Origin of the sequence: Aliamphritea ceti (assembly GCF_024347215.1) — a bacterium.
GTDB lineage: Bacteria > Pseudomonadota > Gammaproteobacteria > Pseudomonadales > Balneatricaceae > Amphritea > Amphritea ceti.
This window is the reverse complement of the sequence record NZ_AP025282.1, coordinates 2,107,153-2,132,287: the sequence shown is the minus strand read 5'-3', so window position 1 is coordinate 2,132,287 and position 25,135 is coordinate 2,107,153. Positions and strand designations below refer to the sequence as shown.

Genomic DNA, 25,135 nt, shown 5'->3' with positions numbered 1-25,135 from the left:
AGAGCTGTCTAGACTGCTCCGTACCAAAAGCAGTCATCAGAAGCTACCTTGTCGTTAGACTCCAAACGACACAAAGCGGACATTTAAGGATGCATCATATATAGCGTACCTGACTATTTATTCTGCGCTAATTCATCATCAAGGAAGTCAAATACTCGCCGAATTCTCCTGTTAGTCCTGAGTTCACGGTGAGTAACAAGCCAAAGCTCACTAGAGAATGCTCCTAATGCAGGTAACACTTTCTCAACCCTGCTTTCTGTTTTACCTAATTTCTCTTGAATAAAACCGATACCCGCTCCTTGCTTAACTAGCTCCCAATAAACGGTATGGTTTCCCGTAATAACAGGAAAGTTATCTGATGTAAGATCAAGGCCTCGTTGATTTAATATCGAGATAACCTTCTGAGTTTCAGGTATTCCTATAAAGTCCGCACTATTTAAGTCATCTATCACTGTAGGGTTTCCATTAGTCTCCAGATAACTTGTCGCGGCATAAAGAAAAAAATCATCGTCTCTGATTTTTTTGGCAATCAAGTCAGGCTGAGTAGGACGATAGGCTCTCAAAGCAATATCTGCTTCTCTTCTCTTTAAATCACTGCTCGTATTAGATGCAATTACTTCAATAGTGATTTTGGGTTCAATCTTTCTTAGCTTTGAAATTATTGGAGGTAAATCATAAACAGCCATGATTTCTGATGCGCTAATACACACAGATCCTTCTAATGATTCTGATTTCCCTGAGGCCACGATTGAGAAATGAGAGGCAGCATTACCCATGTTTCTTACACACTCCAGTAACTCAACTCCGCTGGGTGTTAGCTCTAAACCTTTACCGACACGTTCGAATAAGACTACTTTTAACTCTCTTTCTAGCGCATTTACCTGCCTACTCAAGGTGGGCTGAGAACAATTTAAAGCCTTGGCTGCTGCTGAGAGAGAGCCTAGTTCCGCTGTGGCAAGAAAAGCTCTGGCTCGGTTCCAATCAAAATCTACAGCCTTCCAATCTATTCCCATATGAATACCTGTTATTCAAAATCGTCCGTATCTATTCATAATAGCATTGATAAAATACGGATAACATGAGTTCAAAAGTCAATGAGTTTCGACCTCTACATACCTCGCTAAAGCTCAAGAACCTATAGTCGGTGCAAGTTATGAATAAAGCGAAAGAATTCTGGGATAAGGCTTCAAAGAACTACGATAAGTCAGAAGAGCGCTTTGAATACATTCATGATAAAACCAGAGAAAGCACTAAAAACTACCTTAAAATCAACGATATCGTATTAGATTATGGGTGTGGGACAGGTACAGCATCCTGTGAACTTTCTAATCTGGTAAAAGAGGTTCATGCACTCGATATATCATCTGAGATGATTGAGATAGCAAAAAATAAAGCGGCTGAAAATAATGTTGAGAATGTAGATTTCGAGCAATCGACCATATTTGATAACAGGTATAAGAAAGAATCATTTGATGTGATACTAGCCTTCAATATGCTTCATACCGTAAACAGTCCTCAGAATGTCATTTCAAGAATTCATGATTTATTGAAAAATGATGGGGTATTCATTACTGCAACTCCTTGCTTGAAAGATAGAAAGTCTCTTCTAGTAAGCATGCAGATGTTATTAGTAAGCATATTATCTAGAGTCGGAATTATCCCCATTTCTATAAGAAGATACAGAAGGTCTGATGTAGACAAATTACTGGAGAATGGGGGGTTTCAAAAGCTCAAGACCGAAGAAGTATATGAGGGTGCGTCTAGTTATTTTGTTGTGGCTAAGAAGATACTTCAGGCACAATAATATCCAATACAATCACGCCTAATGGATGAATGGCCTATCTATGTACGATAGCTTTAGGGTGCATGAAGAACCATCAGTTTCAATCAATGAAAGTGTCCGCTTTTGGCACAAAGCAGACTTACCTAATATTAAAAGTTAGACAATACCCCATTTGTCTAACTTTTAAATACCCTGACACACTTAAACAAACTGCCCTGCCGCAAAACCACAGGCCCAGGCCCATTGAAAATTATGCCCACCCAGATGGCCGGTCACATCCAGGCATTCACCTACGAAGTACATACCCGGCGCTTTCTTAGCTTCGAAAGTTTTAGAAGACACTTCATCAGTAACAATACCCCCTAGCGTGACCTCAGCAGTACGGTAACCTTCTGTGCCACTGGGTTTAATAGTCCAGTTATGGAACTGATCAGCGATAGCTGCCAGCTTCTTGTTATCGAATTGATTCATCGGACCACTGATAGCCCACAGCTCACAAAAGGTCTGTGACATGCGTTTACTCATCAGCTGTGCCAGCTGATTCACAATATCTGCTTTACCGTGCTTTTCTTTAGCCTGGATTAGCCAGTCTGTCAGATCCAGCTCTGGGAACAGGTCAATACTAACTTCTGTTCCCGGCTGCCAGTAAGATGAAATCTGTAAAATTGCCGGACCACTGATGCCTCTGTGCGTAAATAGCATGCTTTCGCGGAAGCTGACTTTGCCAATGCTCGCAGTGACCGGATGTGATACACCTGACAGAGGCTTGAAGTGTTCGAGATCTTTAGGCTGGAGAGTGAACGGTACCAGCGCGGCCTGCAATTCTGTTACTTCCATGCCATATTGGCGGGCAAGATCATAAGCGAAAGAAGTCGCCCCACCGTTCGGAATAGACAGCCCCCCAGTCGCAATAACCAGCGACTGACAACTTACTTCACCAGATGTCGTTTCCAGACGGTAGCCAGCACCATCTGACAGCGCTTCCACTTTATTCACTGTGGTTTCAGTACGGATCTCAGTGCCTGACCAGTCGCACTCGGTCAGCAAAAGCTGCAACATCTCTTTACTGGATTCATTACAGAACAGCTGCCCCAGAGTTTTCTCATGAAATTCCACTCCATGCCGTTCAACCAGCTCTATAAAGTCTGCAGCTTTGTAACGGCTTAAAGCCGATTTGGAGAAATGTGCATTCGAAGAAAGAAAGTTATCAGGGCCATTGTGGATATTGGTAAAGTTACAGCGACCACCACCAGACATAAGTATTTTACGGCCAACTTTTTTAGTGTGCTCCAGCAGCAGTACATCTCTGCCACGGTATCCGGCAGTTGCTGCCGTCATTAATCCGGAGGCACCGGCACCAATAATTACTACGTCGCGGCTTTCCACTGTCTGTTATCTCTGCAATTTTGAAAGGCGCGTAGTTTACACAGATATCAAATATTACAGAACCGTTCTTATCTTGTTTAAGAGCTCTGTTTAATGGCTATCTATAAGGGCTCTGTTTAAGAACTCTCTATAAGGGCTCAGCTTCAGGCGTCGTCTTCACGTCTCAACTGCACCTCAGCACTGCCTTCTGTAATTTGAAGGTCAAATACGATTGGCTGGCAGCATACCTGGCAGTCTTCGGTGTATTGCTGATTACCCGCACTGCAATCTAACAGGCAGGTAAAACCTGCTCCGCAATAAGGACATTCAACACGCCGCTCTTCAAGGCACTGCATGATTAACTGTGATCGATGTGAATGTCGTCGGGGAAAGGCTGGCCTGTACCTGTTTCTATCAGAGCTTTGAGGCTCAGCAGGAAAACCGCCCACTTGGTCGTGCAATGCGCCATAAAGTCTGACGCTTCTTCCCAGTTGGCATGCCTGAAACGCACCAGTATCTGGTTGTCTCCGGGGATAAGATCGAAACTGATTTCAGTCCCCTTCCAGGCTTCTGGCATATTGCCATGGTGCCGCCAGACTACCTTTTGGTCTGGCACTAACTCCGTTACCTGAAAATCAGGCCCACCACCATTAAACCGGAACTGAATAACTGAGCCGACTTCTCCTGCACCGGTAACATCATTAGTCCACCAGTCCATTAAGCCTTCATTTGTGGTCAGTGCTTCATATATATCAGTTGCGCTACCGGCTATGCCCACCTGATGATTGATAATCATAATCGCCTCCTGCTGACTACTTTTACAGACACTGTCTGATTACAGTTTAGTCAGCCAAAGGCCTGCTTGCTAAATAGTCATTCAGCCAAGGCAAATTTAACCGCACCCCGGGCATGTAATGCCGTCGTGTCATATAGAGGTATCGAGGTGTGTTCTGGCTTCACCAGCATGGCGATTTCAGTACAGCCTAAAATCACACCTTCTGCGCCGCGGGTAAACAAATCATCTATGATCTGTAAATAGATCTTGCGTGAAGCTTCATACACTTCCCCCTGGCACAATTCCTCATAAATGATCCGGTGTATCTCATCCTGCTGCGTGTTATCAGGTACAAGTACGTCTAAACCAAACTTTTCGCTAAGACGTCCTTTATAGAATTCTTCAGCCATAGTGAAGCGGGTACCTAATAATCCAATACGCTTTACACCATCAGCTATTAGTTTTTCTGCGGTTACATCGGCAATGTGTAGTAACGGGATGTTAATCGCAGTTTGTACGTCTTCTGCCACCTTATGCATTGTATTGGTCGCTATTAACAAAAAATCAGCCCCGCCACGCTCAACTGCAACAGCTTGCCGGGCAAGAATTTCTGCTAAGCGGGACCAGTCACCGGCATGCTGCAATTGTTCAATTTCTGCAAAATCGACACTTAACATACAAATTTTTGCCGAATGCAGCCCACCTAGCTGCTGCTTTACTCCCTGATTCAAAGCGGCGTAGTAATCTGCACTGGATTCCCAACTCATGCCACCTAAAATACCGATTGTTTTCATACATGCCTCCTTGTGATTCGCCATGCAGAAAAGTCTGGCATGGCAGATTGAATGACACAATTTATTTATTGCATGACACACAATATGTAATAACAACAATTAAGAGGCTTTTCTTATTGTAATCAGGCAGTTAAATTCAGACTGTTGCATTCCTGAGAGCATAGCGCTTAAATGCTGCCCCTCAGGGACTGTAAATTCATTCAAGCAATGCAACATCTAAGGATCAGAGCATGACTCTTGCCGCCTGGTTTTCATTATTTTTAATCTGCTGTCTGGGCGCCATGTCACCGGGACCAAGCCTGGCAGTCGTCTTAAAGCAGACGGTAAACAACAGCCGCCAGCACGGCTTACTCACCAGCTGGACCCACGCCGCCGGAGTTGGTTTGTGGGCATTTGCCACAGTGACTGGTCTGGCATTGCTGATAAGCCAGTCCGGACAGTTATTTACGCTTATTACCTGGGCAGGTGCAGCTTACCTTGCCTGGATTGGCTTACAGGCAATACGTGCCGGTAGCGCCAATGCACTGCAGGTAACGGCAAGCCAAAAAGCCTCACTGTTACAGGCCGGACAGGAAGGCCTGCTAATTTCTTTACTGAATCCCAAACTGGCTATTTTCTTTATCGCGCTGTTTTCTCAGTTTGTATCTGCAGATGCCAGTCAGACAGATCGGTTTATCCTGATTGCCACAGCCACGCTGGTTGATGGTTTCTGGTACACACTTGTATGCCTGGTACTTTCACGAGGCACTGTACTAAACCGCCTACAGCGTAACAGTCAGTGGATTAATCGTATTACAGGCCTGGTGCTGCTGGCGCTGGCGATCAGGGTAATTACGCTTTAACAGACGTATTAGTTCTCAAATTACCTGTTAATAGCTTTACGACAGACACAAAAAAGCCCTGCACTGCAGGGCTTTTTTAATTCAGTTGCTTCAGCCAACTAATATCATTCAGCGATTTCAGCGTTGTGATAAATTTCCTGAACGTCATCAGAGTCGTTTAATAAATCCATAAACTTCTCGAACTGCTCAACATCTTCACCGCTAAGCTCTGTTACTGTTTGAGGCACGAAAGTAATTTCTTCTACTTCAAACACAACATCTGGCAACGCTTCGTGCAAAGCTGTTTTCGCTTTAAAGAACTCAGTATGTGGCGCAAGCACTGTGATCTTGCCGTCTTCACTTTCAATGTCAGCAACGTCAACATCTGCCATCATCAGAAGCTCAAGGATTTCATCTTCATCCGTATGCGGAAACACCAGTACCGCACGGTGGTCAAACATGTGCGCTACTGCGCCCTGGCCGCCCAGCTTAGCCTTACCTTTGTTAAAGGCGGTACGTACGTCACCGAAAGTACGGTTATTGTTATCTGTCAGACAGTCAACAATCACCATACACCCGCCCGGACCAAAGCCTTCATAACGCGCGTGAGCGTAATCTTCACCGCCGCTGCCGCTCGCTTTATCCAGCGCTTTTTCAATAACGTGAGCAGGTACCTGGTCTTTTTTTGCTTTTTCAATCAGACGTCGTAGTGACAAGTTACCATCCGGGTCTACGCCACCACTTTTCGCGCAAACATAGAGCTCTTTACCGTACTTAGCATACAACTTAGATTTAGCACCCTGGGTCTTCGCCATAGATGCCTTACGATTCTCAAAACTTCTTCCCATTAGAAATACTCTTTCATCCGATACTCAAAGCAATGACAGGGATTCTAATGCCTGACGGCAATTATCACTAGTCCGACAGACAAATATGCCTGATTCTTAAGATTTAGACTGATTTAGATGACAATTTAAGTCATCCGGTGACCCACTTGTTTATATAACCATCAGCAGTACAGACAATTTAGCTGTTTGTGGCCTAAAAAATTCATAATATTTTTAAAAACTCTTTTGACCACAGACATTGTCGACAATCTAGCCAAAAAACTTGAATAAAAAATCCTTTTCTGTCCCGACTGTCTACACTTTTACATTATTTGTTATGTCGCTCACCGATAAGCCTTTGAGCGAAACTGATCATTAAAGCTCCTGTTATCCGTTCAACAATCAATACTTAATGAAAAATATTAACCATAAAAAACAAACAGTTAATTACAAATACTTAAGCACAGATCACATCAGCCATATGACTAAAATGCCGTCGCGTCACAATTCATCTAAGCGGAAAGTATTAACATAAACATTGTTGACAAAACTTAACTTTTTCATCGATTTGAGCTAGAATTCACGCGCCAAATTCAAGAACGGTCCAAATACGGGCCGTATCGACCGCCGGCTGTTCTATGGGGCCGGAAAGAACAACAGATGAGGGCTATATCGTGCTTGAAGCTTACCGTAAACATGTAGAAGAACGCGCCCAAGAAAGCGTACCAGCTAAACCTTTAGACGCTGATCAGACAGCGGCACTGGTTGAGCTGCTGAAAAATCCGCCAGCTGGCGAAGAAGCATTCATCCTTGATCTGCTGGAAAACCGTGTACCTGCAGGTGTTGACCAGGCAGCTTATGTTAAAGCTGGTTTCCTGGCTGCAGTCGCTAAAGGCGACGCAACTTCTCCACTGGTTGATCAGGTTAAAGCTGTTGAACTGCTGGGCACTATGCTGGGTGGTTATAACATCGAACCACTGATCGCAGCACTGGACAATGACGCACTGGCACCAGCTGCCGTTAAAGCGCTGTCTCACACACTGCTGATGTTCGATGCGTTCTATGACGTAAAAGACAAGGCAGATGCTGGCAACGCACATGCTAAGCAGATCATGGAATCCTGGGCAGCTGGCGAATGGTTCACCAGCAAGCCTGAACTGGCTGAAAAAATCACCGTTACCGTATTTAAAGTACCTGGTGAAACTAACACTGACGACCTGTCTCCGGCACCTGACGCATTCACCCGTCCTGACATCCCGCTACACGCGAATGCGATGCTGAAGATGGAACGTGAAGGTATTGAGCCATCTAACCACGGCAGCGTTGGCCCTCTTAAGCAGATCGAAGAAGTTAAAGCTAAAGGCCACCCGGTTGCATACGTTGGTGATGTTGTAGGTACAGGTTCTTCCCGTAAATCTGCAACTAACTCTGTACTGTGGTTCTTCGGCGATGATATCCCGAACGTACCTAACAAGCGCGCTGGCGGCTACTGCTTCGGCGGCAAGATTGCACCTATCTTCTTCAACACAATGGAAGATGCCGGCGCTCTGCCGATCGAGATGGACGTTACAAACATGAATATGGGTGATGTTGTCGACATCTACCCATACGAAGGTGTTGCTAAGAACGCTGAAACAGGCGAAACCCTGTGCGAATTCGGCCTGAAAACACCTGTACTGCTGGACGAAGTTCGTGCCGGCGGCCGTATCCCTCTGATCATTGGTCGCGGCCTGACTGAACGTGCACGTGAAGCACTGAACCTGGATGCATCTGACCTGTTCCGTAAGCCAGAACAGCCTGCTGAGTCTGATAAGGGTTACTCCCTGGCCCAGAAGATGGTTGGTAAAGCATGTGGTGTTGAAGGTATTCGCCCAGGCGCATACTGCGAACCTAAGATGACTACCGTAGGCTCTCAGGACACTACTGGTCCTATGACCCGTGACGAACTGAAAGATCTGGCATGTCTGGGCTTCTCTGCAGACCTGACTATGCAGTCTTTCTGTCACACTGCTGCTTATCCTAAGCCAGTTGACGTATCGACTCACCACACCCTGCCAGATTTCATCATGAACCGCGGCGGTGTTTCACTGCGCCCTGGTGACGGTGTAATCCACTCCTGGCTGAACCGTATGCTGCTTCCGGATACTGTTGGTACAGGTGGCGACTCTCACACCCGTTTCCCAATCGGCATCTCTTTCCCAGCAGGCTCTGGCCTGGTTGCATTCGCTGCAGCGACTGGCGTAATGCCTCTGGATATGCCTGAGTCTGTACTGGTGCGTTTCAAGGGCGACACCCTGCAGCCAGGCGTTACTCTGCGTGATTTGGTTAACGCAATTCCTTACTACGCAATTAAGCAAGGTCTGCTGACTGTTGCTAAAGCCGGTAAGAAAAACATCTTCTCTGGCCGTATTCTTGAAATTGAAGGTCTGCCAGATCTGAAGGTTGAGCAGGCATTCGAACTGTCTGACTCTGCAGCTGAACGTTCTGCTGCGGCTTGCTCTATCAAGCTGAACGAAGCGCCGATTCGTGAATACCTGAACTCTAACATCACCATGCTTAAGTGGATGCTGTCTGAAGGTTACGGTGACCCACGCACAATCGAACGCCGTATTGGCAACATGGAAGCTTGGTTAGCTAACCCAGAACTGATGGAAGGCGATGCAGATGCTGAATACGCAGCTGTTATCGAAATCGATCTGGCTGACGTTAAAGAACCTATCCTGGCTTGCCCTAACGATCCGGATGACGTGAAGACACTGACTGAAGTCGCTGGCGTACATGTTGACGAAGTATTCCTGGGCTCCTGCATGACCAACATTGGTCACTTCCGTGCAGCTGGTAAGCTTCTGGATGCAGCTGGTACTACTTTGCCAACACGCATGTGGGTTGCACCACCAACCAAGATGGACGCCGCTCAGCTGACTGAAGAAGGCTACTACAACATCTTCGGTAAAGCCGGTGCACGTATGGAAATGCCAGGCTGCTCACTGTGCATGGGTAACCAGGCACGTGTAGGCGACAACACTACTGTTGTTTCTACTTCTACACGTAACTTCCCTAACCGTCTGGGTACAGGTGCTAACGTATACCTGTCTTCTGCGGAACTGGCAGCAGTTGCAGCCTTGCTGGGTAAGATCCCAACTGTAGAAGAGTATATGGAATACGCGCTTAAGATCGACAGCATGGCTGAAGATGTTTACCGCTACCTGAACTTCGATCAGATCGAAACTTATACCAATGCAGCTTCAAGCGTTATTGCTACTGCATAATTAGTAAGTCACACAAAAAACCCCGCTAATGCGGGGTTTTTTATATCCAAAATTTAATCTATTAATTGCTTTGGCCTTACCTGCCAGCAAACCAACTAAACAGCTCTTCTAAGCAAATCTGTCATCACCGCTTTATACCAGCCCGTAGTCAACAGACACAGCTGAACGCTTTCAGCTAAAAAACAGCAATTTAGTGGCCGCCAACGCTGCCAGACCACGAATTATCCACTTAAACTGCGCAGCACTCACTGCATTTAAAAAGCAGTAACCTATCAGACCACCTAACAGCAAACCCGGAATTGCCAGCAAACTTATTTCGACTGATTCCTGAGTCAGCAAACCCAGATACATTAGCACCGGCACTTTCGCCAGATTTGTCAGAGACGCCATCCAGCAACGTGTCGATACATAATTACGCTTACTTAATTTCTGTTCCAGCAAAAACAAACTCACTAAAGGCCCGGCAGCATTAGCCAACAAGCCAATAATCCCGGTGAAGAACCCCATGACCGCAACCACTAACGGCTTACGCAACCAGCCCGAACCCATTCGGTCAAGCAACATACCCAGCAACAAAGCCAGCAAAATCAATCCACCCAAAAGCAATGAAAACAGCTGCACATCTATATCTGTTAGCAGCAGGCTACCTGCCAAAATACCTGCAAGCATCGTTGGCAGCAGCTTAGCGATTAGCTGCCAGTCGGCACCACGACGATATGGCCACATGGTCAACACATCTGTAATCATAAACAGCGGCACTATAATGCCTAACGCACTGGTACCAGGAAACGCTAACATCAGGACAGGTAATATCAACAACCCCATGCCACCAACAGAGAACTTAGAAAACCCCGTCAAAAAACCTGCTACAGTTAAAACAATCAGCTCAAATCCCACAAACACCTCCCCTTCAACAATCTCAGTAGGGGGTATAGATTACTCGTAATATCGAAAGTAAAATAATTTCATCTTATTATCATAATGAAAGGATTTATCTTTCATGACGCATGACCAGCTAAAAGCATTTATTGCTGTTGTAGATCATGGCAGCTTTCGTGCAGCAGCCAACGCAATCTACAAAACACAACCAAGTATCAGCGCCGCCGTCCGAAACCTTGAAACACAGTTTGAATTGCAATTACTGGATCGAGAAAGCTATCGGCCAAGCCTGACCGAAGCTGGCCGCGCGTTCTATCAGCAGGCGAAGCAGCTGATCAGCCAAACTGAAGAACTCGAACAACTGGGACATCAGCTTGCACACCAGAGCACACCCACTCTCCACATCACAATTAGCGCAACGTTTAGCCAACTGCCGAAACAGGAAACAATCCGCGACTTTTGCCAGCAACGTCCCGATATGCGCCTGACAATCAACACTGAACATTTATCAGGCGTTCTGGAGCAATTGCATACCGATACTTCCGACCTTGCTATAGGCCCGCACACAGGCCTGGACGATCGCTTTGAATTTACCGTCATTGACGAAACCGAAACTCTGACAGTAGCAACCCGGGATTTTATATCCCGTTCAGATATTCCCAGATCGGAAAACGGCAAACCAGAGAATCAGATTAGCCCGCACTATTTTCGTAATCTTGCGCAGATATTAATTACTGACAGCGGCTCTGTACCGATACCTCACAAACATGTCATCCCAGGAGGTCAAACCTGGTATGTAAACGACTATCACATGAAAAAAACCTTGCTCATGGCCGGCATGGGCTGGGCTCGCATGCCCCGCCACATGATTGAAGCAGAACTTAAATCCGGAGAGTTACAACAACTGGATATCAGTAACTACCCATCCAGATTGCTTAATCCGATCTATCTGATACGACTGAAAAACAGACTTCACAGCCCACAGGCGCAGCAATTATGGCAGCTACTAATCTCTGACCGGCAACAGTAGGTTTCTTCAGACATAAAAAAACGCTCCTTAAAAGGAGCGTTTTGACTATATCGCTTAGCTGATAACTCAGTTCAAAATTACCAGCAGCGGATCTGCATTAAGGACATGCAGTTAAAAAACTTTTTACAGGCGTTCTATTTCAGCAACCGCCTGACGCGCCTTTAACAGCGCTTTATAATCAAACTGACCCAAACGCTGCGCCAGCATCGCCCGCATCGCTGCACGCTCCTCTGTCGTCAGTACTTGCATATCAGCATTGTTAACCTTAGTCAGCGCAATAATCGCCTTATCGCCACCTAACAGATCAATACTGCTATAAGTAGCTGCATTATCTGCCGGCTGAGGCATCTTAAACACTTGCTGCACTATTTGAGGCAGTTGTTCATTACTGGCGCGATTCACCTGATCAGCAACAACCCAGTCCGAGCCCTGAATACTGCTGCGCTCAGCACCACTTCGCAAGCCAGCCAATTCAGAATCAATATCAGCCTGCAACGCATCAGAAGCACCCTGCTCAATCAAACGCGCACGAATAACTTCAGCTACTTCATCTTCCGCCAACTGACGTGGACGAATGTGCTCTTTAACCCGCAACACCATTGCGCGACCGGAATCCAACTCAATCGGAGTACTGTTAATACCATCCTGAATTAATTCCTGATCAAATGCCTGACGCAATACACGCTGATTGCTTGTCAGCTCATCAGAGCCACCGTTACGACCAAAAGCAGGCGCTGTCATAATTTCCAGCTTCAGCTCATCAGACGGCTCCAGTAAATCACCCGCAGAGAATGTCAGGTCAGCTAACTGTTCAAGCTTTTCAACGTACAGAGACTCAACTTTGTTAGCCAGTTGCTCATCAACCAACTGTGCTTTCAGGGAATCAAAACTTGGCGGCTCAGAATTACTGATTTTATTAACTTTAACCAAATGGTAGCCAAAATCAGTACGTACAGGCGCAGACAACTCACCTTCACCCAGTTCATTAACGGTGTCATCAAAAGCACCTGGGATCATACCCTGGAAGTAAACGCCCAGATCACCACCGGCATCAGCAGAACCCGGATCATCGGACTCAGCACGCGCCAAATCAGCAAAGTCTGCACCGGCCTGTAACTGTGCGTACAGATCATTAGCTTTCGCTTCGGCAGTAGATTCGTCATCACCCAGCTCAACAAGAATATGTGAGATCTCACGTTCTTCCTGAGCCTGGAAAGCAGCCAGACGCTGATCAAACTGTGATTGCAGCTCAGCTTCGTCAACTTCAATACCAGCACGTAAATCCTGCTTATTCAGCAGCAAGTATTCAATGATAACCTGCTCTTCAGTCATGAAATCTGACTTATTATCCTGATAGTAAGCATTGATATCATCAGCGCTAATATTCTGCTGTGCTTTATACGCTTCAGCAGATAATGTAATCACTGCGAAGTCACGGGTCTGACGATCCAGAGCAACAACTTGCTCGGCTTCTTCATCCGTAGTGAACGCAGACAGCAAATAACCGGCACGTTCCTGCTCTATTAATTTATCTTTAAGCAGCAGCTCTTTGTACAACAATGGAGAAAAACCAGCATTACGCAAAACCGCCTCATATTGTTGACGGTCGAACTGGCCATTCACCTGAAAATCTGACGTGCTCACAATCAGCTGATCAAGCTGCTGATCGGAAATAGTCATATCCTGGCTTAGCGCTGACTGACGCAGAATTTCCTGCTCAATCAAACCTTCCAGCACAGCCTTACGGATCAGATTATCATCTAATAAGGTAGGATCGGCATTCTCACCCATTTGGGTCAACAACTGCCGACGTTGCAAATCAGCGCCCTGAAGCACATCACGCTCGCTGATCTCTTCGCCATTTACAGTAGCCGGCGCATTTGATCCGGCAGTCAGGCTAACTAAAGACTCAACACCAAACAAAGCAAAGGTCACAGCAATCAGGCCTACGATGATTTTAGCGACAATGCCTTTTGAATTATCTCGGATATTCTGAAGCATGATCCTCCCGGACCTCTAATAATTTCAGATAAAAAAAAGCGCATCCTTATAGAATGCGCCTTTGATATTGGCGGAACGGACGGGACTCGAACCCGCGACCCCCTGCGTGACAGGCAGGTATTCTAACCAACTGAACTACCGCTCCTTTAATCACTCGCCTTTACTACAAGCAGTTATACTGGTTCGTTTATTCTCTGTTTACAAGTTGCCAAATTTTCAGGGCTAAGCAAAGCCTGAAAGTCGACACCAGGAAGCAGAAGAATGAACGAACCGGAATAACAGATATCTTACTTGTTTACAGCATCCTTCAGAGCCTTACCAGGCTTGAAAGTAGGCAGAGTAGCAGCAGCAATCTCAATTGGCTGACCAGTCTGTGGATTACGACCAGTACGTGCTGCACGCTCTTTAACACTGAATGTGCCAAAACCAACCAGAGCAACAGAATCATTCTTCTGCAAAGCGCCAGAGATAGATTCTAGAGTTGCGTCCAGTGCGCGACCAGCAGCCGCTTTAGGAATATCAGCAGAAGCCGCGATTGCATCAATCAGTTCAGATTTATTCACTTTGTTCCCCTTTTACCAATCATTTTTATATGTTCTTAATCCATGCCCAGCAATATAGTCGGACAATTTATACCAAGTGGCAGATTCAGGTGTCAAGCGACTTTCAGCCACTTTTACCCATATTTGCCATTAATGCGTTTTTATTTGTCCGGACTCAGTTTTTGCTTGCTTTTTCTTTGACGATACGCTTGGTTTTTCAGCCTTTTTTAACGGTTCCGGCTGAAATTTCAGTGCAACTTCAAGCACTTCGTCGATCCATTTAACAGGACAGATACTTAAATCAGCCTTAATGTTATCAGGAATTTCTTTCAGGTCACGGGTATTTTCATGCGGAATAATAACCGTCTTAATACCACCGCGGTGAGCAGCCAGTAATTTCTCTTTCAGACCACCAATTGGCAGCACCTGTCCGCGCAATGTAATCTCACCTGTCATTGCCACATCGGACTTAACAGGAATATTCGTTAATACCGATACCAGCGCTGTACACATACCAATACCTGCACTCGGGCCGTCTTTCGGCGTCGCGCCTTCAGGTACGTGAATATGGATATCATTCTTCTCGTGGAACTCGTCAGCGATCCCCAGAGACTCAGCACGGTTACGCACGACTGTCAGAGCCGCCTGGATAGACTCCTTCATGACATCACCCAGAGAACCGGTATGCACCTGACGCCCCTTACCAGGCACCACAGCGGATTCTATGGTCAGAATATCACCGCCGACTGACGTCCACGCCAGACCCGTTACCTGACCGATACGATCCTCTTCTTCAGCAATGCCGAAGTTGAACTTGCGCACACCACTGTATTGCTCGAGGTTTTCAGAATCAACCGTAATGTTGGCGCTCTTCATATCAGCAAGTGTGATCTCTTTAATCACCTTACGGCATACTTTAGAAATTTCACGCTCCAGACCACGAACACCTGCTTCACGGGTGTAGTAACGCACCAAATCAAGCACAGCATTATCAGCAATTTCCAGCTCGTTAGCTTTCAGACCATTGGTCTTCATCTGCTTAGGAACCAGGTATTTCTTAGCAATGTTTAACTTTTCATCTTCGGTGTAACCCGGGATGCGAATAATCTCCATACGGTCCAGTAACGGACCCGGAATATTCATCGAGTTAGAGGTACAGACAAACATTACATCTGAGAGATCGTAATCCACTTCCAGATAATGATCATTGAAAGTACTGTTCTGTTCCGGATCAAGTACTTCCAGCAATGCTGATGCAGGATCACCACGCTGATCCATACCCATTTTGTCAATTTCATCCAGCAGGAACAGTGGGTTACGTACACCTACTTTCGCCATTTTCTGGATCAGCTTACCTGGCAGCGAACCGATGTATGTACGACGATGGCCACGAATTTCGGCTTCATCACGCACACCACCTAACGCCATCCGGACATATTCACGGTTTGTCGCACGGGCAATAGAACGTCCCAGCGAGGTTTTACCTACACCCGGAGGTCCTACAAGGCATAAAATCGGACCTTTAAGCTTACGAACCCGCTTCTGTACCGCCAAATACTCAAGAATACGGTCTTTAACTTCTTCCAGACCGTAATGGTCTTCGTTAAGGATTTTTTCCGCACGCTTCATATCGTGACGGACCTTGCTGCGCTTCGCCCATGGGATCTGCAGCATCCAGTCAACGTAACTGCGTACAACAGTTGCTTCAGCTGACATCGGTGACATCATCTTCAGCTTATTAAATTCATTAATGGTCTTATCGTATGCTTCTTTTGGCATACCCGCTTCATCGATACGCTTTTTCAGCTCTTCGATATCGGTAGTGCCATTTTCATCCAGATCGCCCAGCTCTTTCTGAATCGCTTTCATCTGCTCGTTCAGATAATACTCACGCTGGCTTTTTTCCATCTGCTTCTTAACGCGGCCACGAATGCGCTTCTCAACCTCAACCAGGTCGATTTCCGCTTCCATCAGCGCCATCAGATGCTCCAGGCGGGCCCGGTCATCCAGCATTTCCAGAATACTTTGCTTTTCATCCAGCTTAAGCGCCATATGGGCAGCGATAGTGTCAGCCAGACGGCCAACCTCATCAATACTGGACAGAGAGCTCAGCACTTCTGAAGGAATCTTTTTGTTCACCTGAACAAAACGCTCAAACTGATCCAGCGCGGTACGCTTGTAAATATCCCCTTCAGCAGGGTTTAACTCAGCAACAGGCAGTACTGAAATATCAGCAGTGAAGTACTCACCATCTTCATTCAGTGTTTCTACCTTCGCACGGTAGTCGCCTTCAACCAGAACTTTTACTGTGCCGTCCGGCAATTTCAGCATTTGCAGCACGCTGGCAACAGTACCGACAGAGAACAGGTCGCTACCGACCGGCTCATCATCGGAAGCATTCTTTTGTGCAACCAACAGAATTTCTTTGTTCTGCGCCATCGCAGATTCAAGGGCCTTAATAGATTTTTCGCGGCCGACAAACAGGGGGATAACCATATGCGGGTAAACAACAACATCGCGCAGAGGTAAAACCGGAAGCGTGGTAGTGATCTCAGTATTATTCTCGAGTGGTGCCATGGGGACCCTCTCCTTCTTCAGATACTGCCTATGAAACTCTGCCAAAAACCAAAGACAGGTTAGATAGATATGCAACAAAACGTTTTAAAACTAGATGGGGGCCGTGAATCAGATTACAAGCGCTATATATAAAAATAATCTTAAATTCTTTTTCAAGGTCAATATGTTGTAAGCCCCAACCGCTCCGCCTGATTATTTAATGTTTCTCATCAGGCTACACAGGTTATAGCAGCTCAGACACAGCGATACAATCTACCATAATGGGAATAATTCTCTGCTTTTCAAAGCAACGCTAAAACTGTTTAAAAAGCATACAAAAACGACCCGACACACGTCATTTCAGGCAATAAAAAAGGCTCCCTGAGGAGCCTTTTCTTAACCGGATCGCTATTTACTTGTAATAAGCGTTATCACGTACCGTATGATCGGTTACATCACGCACACCTATAAGACCCGGAATACGTTCAACCAAGGTTTTCTCTACGCCATCTTTCAGCGTCATATCAACAGCACTACAACCCTGGCAACCACCGCCAAACTGCAGAATAGCAATATGACCGGCTTCTTCTTCTACTAACTCAACCAATTTTACTTCACCACCATGGGAAGCAAGGCCCGGATTAATATCTGAATACAGGATGTAAGTAATCTGTTCATCCATAGGGCTATCAGCAGAAACTTTAGGCACTTTAGCGTTTGGCGCTTTAATCGTCAGCTGGCCGCCCATGCGGTCAGTCGCGTAATCAACTGTTGCTTCTTCAAGATAAGGCAGACTATTAAGCTCAAAATAAAAATTAACCCTTGTTAGCTCTAACACTTCATCGTCAGCAACGACTTCTTCTGGTCGGCAATATGCCAGACACGTTTCAGCGTATGGGGTACCTGGCTGGGTTACGAACATACGCACGGCAATGCCTTCAACGTTCTGTTTTTCCAACAGTTCGGCCAGATAAATTTCAGCCGACTCAGTAACCGTAATATTCATGTATATTCCTGTGGCAAATACAACTCTTGTGGCGTGCAGGATACACCCATTCTAAATCCGAGTAAATTGATCAGTTATTAGACAACAGATTGACTATTTTTATTCTGGGCTTAAATCAACAGACCGCTTCATATGTACGCTCCGATTGATTAAACTGTTGATTTTTGACCCGTTCATCCTACATACAGGGCTCACTGGCAAATGGCAGAACAAAGCTTAGTATTCTCGTTTTTCCTGATTTTTACCGGTGCGGCGGTCCTTGCCACTATCGCTTTATATACACGCCAGCCATTACTGGTTGCCTATATAGTACTTGGCGCTTTATTAGGCCCGTACGGTTTCGCATTCATTGGCGATACCAAACTACTTGCTGACATTTCTCATATCGGCATTATTTTTCTGCTATTCCTGCTTGGCCTGGATATGCAACCCTCACACTTAGTCCAGATGCTTCGCAAAGCGACTCTGGTGGCCATACTCAGTGCGTTAATTTTCATGGTAATAGGCTATCTTGTTGGCATCGCCTTTGGCTTTACCCAGACAGAAGCAATTGTCATGGGCGTAGCCCTGATGTTCTCCAGCACTATCATTGGCATCAAGCTTCTGCCAACAACAGTCCTGCATCATAAACACACCGGAGAACTGGTGGTTGGTCTGCTACTGCTTCAGGACATTATTGCCATCATGGTTCTGTTAGTTCTGAACAACACAGGCTCAGAACAAAATGATCCTATGATGTTTGTCAAAACAATCATCGCCTTACCGGCCATTATCGTCGTTGCGTTTTTGTTTGTGCGCTATTGCTTGCTACCCCTGATTCATCACTTTGACCGCTTCCATGAATACATCTTCCTGGTGGCAATCGGCTGGTGCCTGGGCATGGCAGAGATCGCTCAACTGGCCGGACTATCCGCTGAAATAGGTGCATTCATCGGCGGTGTTGCAGTAGCAACCAGCCCTATCGCTCAATACATCGCAACCAGCCTGAAGCCTTTAAGGGACTTTTTCCTGATTCTGTTCTTCTTCTCAATCGGTGCCAGCTTTAACCTGGCGTTGCTGGGAGACATTCTGATTCCGGCACTGGTGCTGGCAATTTTAGTACTGGCACTCAAGCCTCTGGTATTCAGGGTATTACTGAGACGTATCAGTGAAAGCAAGCAACTTGCCTGGGAAGTAGGGTTTCGGCTGGGTCAGATCAGTGAGTTTTCATTACTGATTGCTTATCTGGCGACCAGTACTGCACTGATAGGCCAGGAGGCTTCACATGTTATTCAGGCGACCGCTATCCTGACCTTCCTGTTATCCACCTATGTCGTGATATTTAACTTTCCGAATCCGATCGCGGTTTCAGATAAATTACGCCGGGATTAATTGCACCGGCGTTATTCTGGAAATACTCTGCCCCTACAGAGAGCTGTTAATAGAGAACTCTTAATGGAGAGCTCTTTAATGGAGAGTTCTCTGCAGCCAATTCGGGCACTTAAATAATATCAGGCAGAAAACTTCGCTTTGTTACGCGCCTTCCAGATCTCTTCTGCCTTTAAAATATACTCAGCAGCACTTGACTGTTCAGGCGCCTGATCACTGAGCAGCTGCAGTACAGTCGCCAATGTAGAAATAACAGCGCCTTCACCATATTCGTGCTCAACATCGCCACGCCACAGGCCGGCTAACTCTTCCAAGTTCAGCTCTTGCTTCACCAGCCTGCGTGGGTAATACCGCGGCCATTCAGTTGTCTGGTACTCACCATCAAAGGTCCACTGCAGATCGCAATCGCTGTCAGGTTTAATCTCTGCCTCACCACCATCGCCCTTAATCGTCAAACCGCGCTTCACACCCAGCAACATTGCTGTTTTCTGATGCATAGGACCATACGCGGGATGAAATACGCCATCTACCGTATGCTCAGCATGCAAAGGATTAAGTAAACGGCATAAGGTATGAACCGGTGATCTCAAACCCATAATATTACGCAGGTTAATGATCTTCGACATCTTCGGGCTAAGCTGTTCAATCGACATAAACGCAAAGTTATCCCGACTTAATGCTGTAGCAGTTTGCTGCCAGTCCTGACAGGCCTCTATACCGAACATCGCTAACATTTCCTGGGTATACATCCGGCCGTGAGTATGACCTCGGGCACCGTGCATAAACACCCTGTATCCGGCGTCAGCAAGCGCAAAGGCACTTAACAGAAACCAGGGTAGCTGACGCTTTTTCCCGGCATAAGTTGACCAGTCAATATCGACCTGTAAGCCCTGTGGAGGATTCATTTCACTACGGACAGCACTCACAAAACCTGCCAATTCTTCTGGCGCTTCCTCTTTCACCCGCAGCAACATCATAAATGCTCCCAGCTGCTCTGGCTCAACTTCACCACGGATTATCATCTGCATGGCATCATGAGCTTCTTCCTGGGTAAGTGAACGAGAGCCCTTCTTACCTTTACCAAGAATACGTACATATTGAGCAAAAGGATGTTCCAGAGACATAGACCTTCTCGATTGATTAAATTAAAGTGCGCGGAGTTACCGCAAGTGCCTGACAGCCATCAACTATCTATTAATAAAATGGCTAACATACGCAGTCATTGAATTCTAAAGGCTAGAGTACAGGGCGCAAAGGTATAAATTAACATTTGTTGACCGGCATTATTGCCTGTTACCGACCAGGCACCCCAGCTTTCATGAAAACTCTGCATAAGCATTATCATTTGTTCTTTAACGCCCTGGTATTTTTTACCCGCTTACCTGCACCTAAAGGTATTGAATACAGCCAACAGAACAGCCAGCTCGCCAACCGCTACCTGCCCTGGATTGGCATCCTGATAGGTTGTAGTTCCGCATTAAGCTTTGTTATTGCCGAACACCTTTTCGGGGTAGCACTGGCAATACTTGCTGCTATCCTCACCAGTATTTTACTTACCGGTGCGCTCCATGAAGACGGATTAGCAGACTGTGCTGACGGGTTTGGTGGTGGCTGGGAGAAACCTCAGATACTCGCCATCATGAAAGATTCCCAGCTCGGCAGTTATGGCTGCATTGCGTTATTACTGGCACTGGGCATGAAATATATCACCCTAAATAATCTTGCCAATATTGCGCTGACCGATATTACACTGATCATTATTCTGACTCATACTCTGAGTCGATTCAGCCCATTATTACTGATCTATCTCGACCAGTACGTCAGGGCCGACGCTAACAGCAAAGCCCGCAGCATGGGCCGCGGTATCAGTTTCGGCGGGTTAAGCTTTGCTGCATTGCCAGTGCTGATTGTTCTGATATTAACGGCTATCAACAGTGATATATTTTCTCTTACTGCGGTTTGGATAACACTAGTACCCGCCGTCCTCACTGCCCTGGCCTGCCGACGCTACTTTCTGAAACGTATTGGCGGCTATACGGGCGATTGCCTTGGCGCCTGCCAGCAATTATCCGAGCTAAGTATCTATTTATACTTATGCTGGCTAATCACATAAATTGCTTTCCAGCCCGACACTGGTAAAATCCGCAGCTTATAAGTCCTGCCAAATAATTCCGGACGATTTACAGATCGCTTTCAAGCGACAGTCTCCTGTCTTGCCAATTGCAGCAAATTTTTCCTGAACAGAGCCACATCATGCGCCGAGCTAATCAACGCCCACCTGTCAAACAACACCAGCCAGCTAAAACACTGACTAACGAACCGGTTGAACTGGTAATCGACTCCTTAAGCCATGACGGCCGCGGCGTTGGCCGACTTGACGGTAAAGCCACATTTGTTAGCCATGCACTGCCCGGCGAAACAGTGCTGGCTAAGGTGCATAATGCCAAGGCAAAATTTAATGAAGCAGACTGCCTGGAAGTAATTACTGCCAGCGCAGATCGTGTTGAGCCTTTTTGTGAGCATTATCAGACTTGTGGCGGTTGCGACCTGCAGCACCTGCGCCAGGACGCACAGGTAGACCACAAACAAACTCAGGTACTCGAGCAACTGTCACGAATAGGCCATATTACACCGCAGAAAACTCTGCCAGCGTTGCAGGGACCTGCTGAAAATTACCGTCGCAGTGCACGAATTGGTATTAACCAGAAAGCTGACGGTGAAGTCATTATCGGCTTCCGGCGGCGCGCTTCAAACTTACTGACACAAATTGATAACTGCCCGGTACTTGATAAGCGACTGGAAAACATTTGCGCCAGCCTGCGAGACGCTCTCGAAGCATTACCTTCAGTTAAACACCTGACACATCTGGATATCAGCCTGGGCGACAATAACGGCTTACTTAGCGTGCGTCACTTAAAGCCACTGAATGAAGATGAACTGAGTATTTTTACATCAGTCTGTGAAGCCTACGACCTGAGCTTACAGCATGAGAAAAGTGAAAAGCTTAGCGCCAGCTATCGCATCAATGATGTTGACCTCGCCTTTCACAGTGGCGACTTTATTCAGATAAACGCTGAAATTAATCAGCAAATGATTAATAAAGCTGTCGAACTTCTGGATATTCAGACAGAAGATAAAATCCTCGATCTGTTCTGTGGATCGGGCAACTTCTCTTTACAGCTAGCACGTAAAGCCCAATCAGTAACAGGTGTTGAAGGCAGCGATGCCATGGTCGAGCAGGCCTCTGCAAACGCTGCAGCAAATGGTATCGATAACTGCACATTCTTCCGTGCGAATCTGGCCGATAATATCGCATACTGTAAGTGGTACAAAAACAAATACGATAAGATTCTGCTAGATCCGCCACGGGCTGGCGCAGAAAGCATCATCGAGGAAGTCTGTCAGTTACAGGCAAGCAAGATTCTTTATATTGCCTGCAACCCTGGCGCTCTTGCTCGTGATGGCGGCGAACTGCAGCGACACGGTTATGTTCTTAGCCACTTCATGCTGGCAGATATGTTCCCGCAGACACATCACATAGAATCAGTTGCTTTGTTTGAACGTGATCCACACTTCAAACCTGAACAACAAGAAAAGCTATTAGGTAAAAACAGCCATCACCGTGAAGACACTCTGAAGAAGCGTAAAAGCAGCAGCAAGCCTGTTAACCACAGCTTCTGGAGACGACGTTAATGTCCTACCCGCCACTGAATGCCGACCAGCTACTCTATGCAGATGAGCAGTTGATCGTTGTTAACAAATCTGCGGATTTGTTATCAGTGCCAGGTAAAGGCGAAGACAAACAGGACTGCCTGTGGCGGCGCGCACAGGTAAACTTCCCGACCGCCCGTATGGTGCACCGCCTTGATTACGCAACATCCGGAGTGATGGTCATCGCACTCAATGCCGACAGCCATCGTCATCTTAGTATGCAGTTTCAAAACAGGGAAACGGATAAGTATTATCAGGCAATCATTGCCGGCTCACCGGTTGAAAACAGCGGACTGGTCGACCTACCCTTGCGTTGCGACTGGGATAATCGCCCCTTACAAATGGTTGATCATGAACAGGGCAAACCGGCACAAACCCGCTGGGAGGTCACAGAACGCATGCAGGACCGCTGCAGAGTTAATTTATTCCCGATTACCGGACGTTCACACCAGTTGAGAGTACATATGCTGGCGCTTGGCCACCCTATCGCCGGCGACCGTTTTTACGCCAGCGAAGCACAGCAGGCTATGGCACCCCGGCTGTTGTTACACGCTGAACAATTAACTTTCAGCCACCCCGTTAACGGCACTTCGCTTACTTTTACCGCACCTGCCGACTTCTAACCCAGTCAGTCTTTTACGGAACTACTCTTGTGGATTATCAATTTAATCAGGATGACCTCATGGGCTGCCAGGCATCTTTTTCAATGCCTCATGAAGCCTTCGGTCGCTGGCTTAATGAAGCCCTTAACCAATCCCTGAAATTGGATGAAATTTCGCTGATACTGACCCAGGCAAAAACTGTTCTGGACAGAACCAAACTAAGCTGGCAACACACATCAGACGAATATCAGCTAACACTTGAAGACGGTAGCGCGCAAATTAGCCACCAATGCCTCAGCGATGAATACGGATTTGAAGCTGAAAGCCTGGAAGAAAACTTCGATTTCTATGATGAAGAAGCCAGCAGTCACTGCGGCCTGGAAGACTTCATTGAAGCCTTAGAAGACTGGCAGATGTTTGTTGCTGAAAACAGCCACAGATATTAATCATTACAGTCGCCCTGCACGTCGAAGTCGCCGCTTAACAGACCAACGATAGAGTGCCGATAGAAACTGCTTCAATACAGGCAATCCCAGCAACCAACCAATCCAGCGATAGCGAGGTATTCGTCCCAGAAGCAGAATATATGCATCCAATTCCTGTAACACCTGACCATTCTCATTTAAAACATGTAATTCGGTTAATGCCCGATATGGATCAATGCCTAAAGATTTAAGGTAATCATCCTGCCCTGTGATATCAAACCACTCAACACCTTCATAAGCAGGATCAAGGTTTTCGTACCTCTCACGATCTTTAACACAGCGCGGACAACTACCATCATAAAAAACTGTAATATTCGCCATTCCAACGCTCCGCTTAGTTAACGACCCGTAACACCTCTGCCGACCTGAAAGCACCAATATTTTCTGCTAACTGATCCACTATCCGCTGACGAGCCTGTAAGCTACCCCAGGCACTGTGGGGCGTTATAATCAGACTGGGAATATCCTCATCTAGCAAGACATTACCATCTCTGGGCGGCTCAACACTCAGCACATCAGTCGCAGCTCCTGCCAAATGACCAGATTTAAGCGCTTCAGCCAGAGCGTTTTCATTCACAATGCCGCCCCGGGCAGTATTTATCAAAAAGCTACCAGCTTTCATTTTAGCCAGCGCTGATGCATCTATCAGATCTTTCGTTTCATCGGTTAAAGGGCAATGCAAACTCAGCACATCTGCTTGCCTGAGCACTTCATCCAATGACAAACAACCTGGCTCCGAAGCACCTTGACGCCGAGACACTATAACCTGCATTCCAAAAGCCTCCGCCAAACTGGCAACTCCCTGACCAAGCGCCCCAAAACCGACTAAACCCAAGGTTTTTCCTGCCAGCTCTGCAACAGGATAGTCCAGCAAACAAAACTGCTCAGAGCGCCCCCAGTCACCTCGTTTAACAGCCCGGTCATAGGCAATTAAATTGGTATGCAGCGCCAACATCATGGCCAACACATGCTGCGCAACTGAATTCGTTCCATAAGCCTGACAGTTAGTAACCGTAATACCCAGTGCTCGCGCTGCTTCAAGGTCAACATTATTCGTGCCCGTTGCAGCTATACACACTAACTTCAGTTTTGTTGCCCGTGTCAGTAACTCAGCATTGAGTACCACTTTGTTCAAGATAACAATTTCTGCATCGATAATTCGCTCAGCGACCTGCTCAGGTTCAGTCGCAGAAAAGGCACTAAAAAAATCACAACTCTGTTGCAGGCTATTCAGTAACAGATCATCAAAATCCAGAGTGGCAAGATCAAGAAATACGGCTTTCATTTCAAGTTTCCATAAACTTTAAACACAAAAAAGGGG

The 25,135-nt window shown here is 46.5% G+C and carries 23 protein-coding genes and 1 tRNA gene; 9 read left to right on the top strand and 15 right to left on the bottom strand.

Going from position 1 to position 25,135, the window contains the following annotated elements; all coding sequences use genetic code 11:
* Window positions 1-113: 113 nt before the first annotated feature.
* A complete protein-coding gene (locus OCU49_RS09770; protein WP_261844398.1) occupies window positions 114-1,013 on the bottom strand; it encodes a LysR family transcriptional regulator in 900 nt (299 codons plus the stop codon).
* Between the two features lie 140 nt (window positions 1,014-1,153).
* Here OCU49_RS09770 and OCU49_RS09765 point away from each other — a divergent pair, with 140 nt between their 5' ends.
* Window positions 1,154-1,804, top strand: coding sequence for a class I SAM-dependent methyltransferase (locus tag OCU49_RS09765; protein WP_261844397.1), 651 nt, complete (start codon window positions 1,154-1,156; stop codon window positions 1,802-1,804).
* Between the two features lie 180 nt (window positions 1,805-1,984).
* Here OCU49_RS09765 and OCU49_RS09760 read toward each other — a convergent pair whose 3' ends face one another.
* The 4 genes from OCU49_RS09760 to OCU49_RS09745 all read right to left on the bottom strand — a co-directional run bounded on the left by OCU49_RS09760 (window position 1,985) and on the right by OCU49_RS09745 (window position 4,717).
* Window positions 1,985-3,169 (bottom strand): BaiN/RdsA family NAD(P)/FAD-dependent oxidoreductase, encoded by a 1,185-nt coding sequence (locus tag OCU49_RS09760; protein ID WP_261844791.1) that lies wholly within the window; start codon window positions 3,167-3,169, stop codon window positions 1,985-1,987.
* 143 nt (window positions 3,170-3,312) lie between these two features.
* A complete protein-coding gene (locus tag OCU49_RS09755; RefSeq protein WP_261844790.1) occupies window positions 3,313-3,504 on the bottom strand; it encodes a CPXCG motif-containing cysteine-rich protein in 192 nt (63 codons plus the stop codon).
* Between the two features lie 2 nt (window positions 3,505-3,506).
* Entirely contained in the window at window positions 3,507-3,944 is a 438-nt protein-coding gene (locus OCU49_RS09750; RefSeq protein ID WP_261844789.1) for an SRPBCC family protein, read from the bottom strand.
* Window positions 3,945-4,021: 77 nt separating this feature from the next.
* Window positions 4,022-4,717, bottom strand: coding sequence for an aspartate/glutamate racemase family protein (locus OCU49_RS09745; RefSeq protein WP_261844788.1), 696 nt, complete (start codon window positions 4,715-4,717; stop codon window positions 4,022-4,024).
* A 230-nt stretch (window positions 4,718-4,947) separates the two neighbouring features.
* Here OCU49_RS09745 and OCU49_RS09740 point away from each other — a divergent pair, with 230 nt between their 5' ends.
* Window positions 4,948-5,559: a LysE family translocator gene (locus OCU49_RS09740; protein ID WP_261844787.1), complete on the top strand. Its 612-nt coding sequence runs from the start codon at window positions 4,948-4,950 to the stop codon at window positions 5,557-5,559.
* A 104-nt stretch (window positions 5,560-5,663) separates the two neighbouring features.
* On the opposite strand, the gene OCU49_RS09735 is transcribed toward OCU49_RS09740, so the two are convergent.
* Complete coding sequence (locus OCU49_RS09735) at window positions 5,664-6,386, bottom strand: YebC/PmpR family DNA-binding transcriptional regulator (protein ID WP_261844786.1); 723 nt, start codon at window positions 6,384-6,386, stop codon at window positions 5,664-5,666.
* A 653-nt stretch (window positions 6,387-7,039) separates the two neighbouring features.
* Between OCU49_RS09735 and acnB the strand changes: the two genes are divergently transcribed.
* The gene (gene acnB, locus OCU49_RS09730; protein ID WP_261845221.1) at window positions 7,040-9,634 is read left to right on the top strand and encodes a bifunctional aconitate hydratase 2/2-methylisocitrate dehydratase; all 2,595 of its coding nucleotides are present in this window, start codon (window positions 7,040-7,042) and stop codon (window positions 9,632-9,634) included.
* Between the two features lie 171 nt (window positions 9,635-9,805).
* Here the strand turns inward: acnB and OCU49_RS09725 are convergent, their stop codons facing one another.
* Window positions 9,806-10,531 carry a sulfite exporter TauE/SafE family protein gene (locus tag OCU49_RS09725; RefSeq protein ID WP_261844785.1) on the bottom strand — a complete coding sequence of 242 codons (726 nt, stop codon included), beginning with the start codon at window positions 10,529-10,531 and terminating at the stop codon, window positions 9,806-9,808.
* Window positions 10,532-10,634: 103 nt separating this feature from the next.
* On the opposite strand from OCU49_RS09725, the gene OCU49_RS09720 reads away from it, so the two are divergent.
* Entirely contained in the window at window positions 10,635-11,543 is a 909-nt protein-coding gene (locus OCU49_RS09720) for a LysR family transcriptional regulator (protein WP_261844784.1), read from the top strand.
* Between the two features lie 123 nt (window positions 11,544-11,666).
* Here OCU49_RS09720 and OCU49_RS09715 read toward each other — a convergent pair whose 3' ends face one another.
* The 5 genes from OCU49_RS09715 to nfuA all read right to left on the bottom strand — a co-directional run bounded on the left by OCU49_RS09715 (window position 11,667) and on the right by nfuA (window position 17,648).
* Window positions 11,667-13,544 carry a SurA N-terminal domain-containing protein gene (locus tag OCU49_RS09715; RefSeq protein ID WP_261844783.1) on the bottom strand — a complete coding sequence of 626 codons (1,878 nt, stop codon included), beginning with the start codon at window positions 13,542-13,544 and terminating at the stop codon, window positions 11,667-11,669.
* A 68-nt stretch (window positions 13,545-13,612) separates the two neighbouring features.
* Window positions 13,613-13,689 (bottom strand) — tRNA-Asp (locus OCU49_RS09710).
* A 142-nt stretch (window positions 13,690-13,831) separates the two neighbouring features.
* The gene (locus OCU49_RS09705) at window positions 13,832-14,107 is read right to left on the bottom strand and encodes an HU family DNA-binding protein (RefSeq protein WP_205655877.1); all 276 of its coding nucleotides are present in this window, start codon (window positions 14,105-14,107) and stop codon (window positions 13,832-13,834) included.
* A 129-nt stretch (window positions 14,108-14,236) separates the two neighbouring features.
* Window positions 14,237-16,663, bottom strand: a complete 2,427-nt coding sequence (gene lon, locus OCU49_RS09700) for an endopeptidase La (protein WP_261844782.1) — start codon at window positions 16,661-16,663, stop codon at window positions 14,237-14,239.
* Window positions 16,664-17,054: 391 nt separating this feature from the next.
* The gene (gene nfuA / locus OCU49_RS09695; protein ID WP_261844781.1) at window positions 17,055-17,648 is read right to left on the bottom strand and encodes a Fe-S biogenesis protein NfuA; all 594 of its coding nucleotides are present in this window, start codon (window positions 17,646-17,648) and stop codon (window positions 17,055-17,057) included.
* A 201-nt stretch (window positions 17,649-17,849) separates the two neighbouring features.
* On the opposite strand from nfuA, the gene OCU49_RS09690 reads away from it, so the two are divergent.
* Window positions 17,850-19,019, top strand: coding sequence for a cation:proton antiporter domain-containing protein (locus OCU49_RS09690; RefSeq protein ID WP_261844780.1), 1,170 nt, complete (start codon window positions 17,850-17,852; stop codon window positions 19,017-19,019).
* Window positions 19,020-19,138: 119 nt separating this feature from the next.
* On the opposite strand, the gene OCU49_RS09685 is transcribed toward OCU49_RS09690, so the two are convergent.
* Entirely contained in the window at window positions 19,139-20,140 is a 1,002-nt protein-coding gene (locus OCU49_RS09685; protein ID WP_261844779.1) for a glycosyl transferase family protein, read from the bottom strand.
* 194 nt (window positions 20,141-20,334) lie between these two features.
* On the opposite strand from OCU49_RS09685, the gene OCU49_RS09680 reads away from it, so the two are divergent.
* The 4 genes from OCU49_RS09680 (at window position 20,335) to OCU49_RS09665 (ending at window position 23,775) form a co-directional block, all read left to right on the top strand.
* On the top strand, window positions 20,335-21,129 hold the full coding sequence (locus tag OCU49_RS09680; RefSeq protein ID WP_261844778.1) for an adenosylcobinamide-GDP ribazoletransferase: 795 nt from the start codon (window positions 20,335-20,337) through the stop codon (window positions 21,127-21,129).
* Between the two features lie 140 nt (window positions 21,130-21,269).
* Entirely contained in the window at window positions 21,270-22,709 is a 1,440-nt protein-coding gene (rlmD, locus tag OCU49_RS09675; protein WP_261844777.1) for a 23S rRNA (uracil(1939)-C(5))-methyltransferase RlmD, read from the top strand.
* Complete coding sequence (locus OCU49_RS09670; protein WP_261844776.1) at window positions 22,709-23,350, top strand: pseudouridine synthase; 642 nt, start codon at window positions 22,709-22,711, stop codon at window positions 23,348-23,350. Before rlmD ends, OCU49_RS09670 begins: the two co-directional genes overlap by 1 nt.
* A gap of 29 nt (window positions 23,351-23,379) precedes the next feature.
* Window positions 23,380-23,775: a YacL family protein gene (locus OCU49_RS09665; RefSeq protein ID WP_261844775.1), complete on the top strand. Its 396-nt coding sequence runs from the start codon at window positions 23,380-23,382 to the stop codon at window positions 23,773-23,775.
* A gap of 3 nt (window positions 23,776-23,778) precedes the next feature.
* Here the strand turns inward: OCU49_RS09665 and OCU49_RS09660 are convergent, their stop codons facing one another.
* Window positions 23,779-24,135: a thiol-disulfide oxidoreductase DCC family protein gene (locus OCU49_RS09660; protein ID WP_261844774.1), complete on the bottom strand. Its 357-nt coding sequence runs from the start codon at window positions 24,133-24,135 to the stop codon at window positions 23,779-23,781.
* A gap of 13 nt (window positions 24,136-24,148) precedes the next feature.
* Complete coding sequence (locus OCU49_RS09655; protein WP_261844773.1) at window positions 24,149-25,099, bottom strand: 2-hydroxyacid dehydrogenase; 951 nt, start codon at window positions 25,097-25,099, stop codon at window positions 24,149-24,151.
* Between the last annotated feature and the right edge of the window lie 36 nt (window positions 25,100-25,135).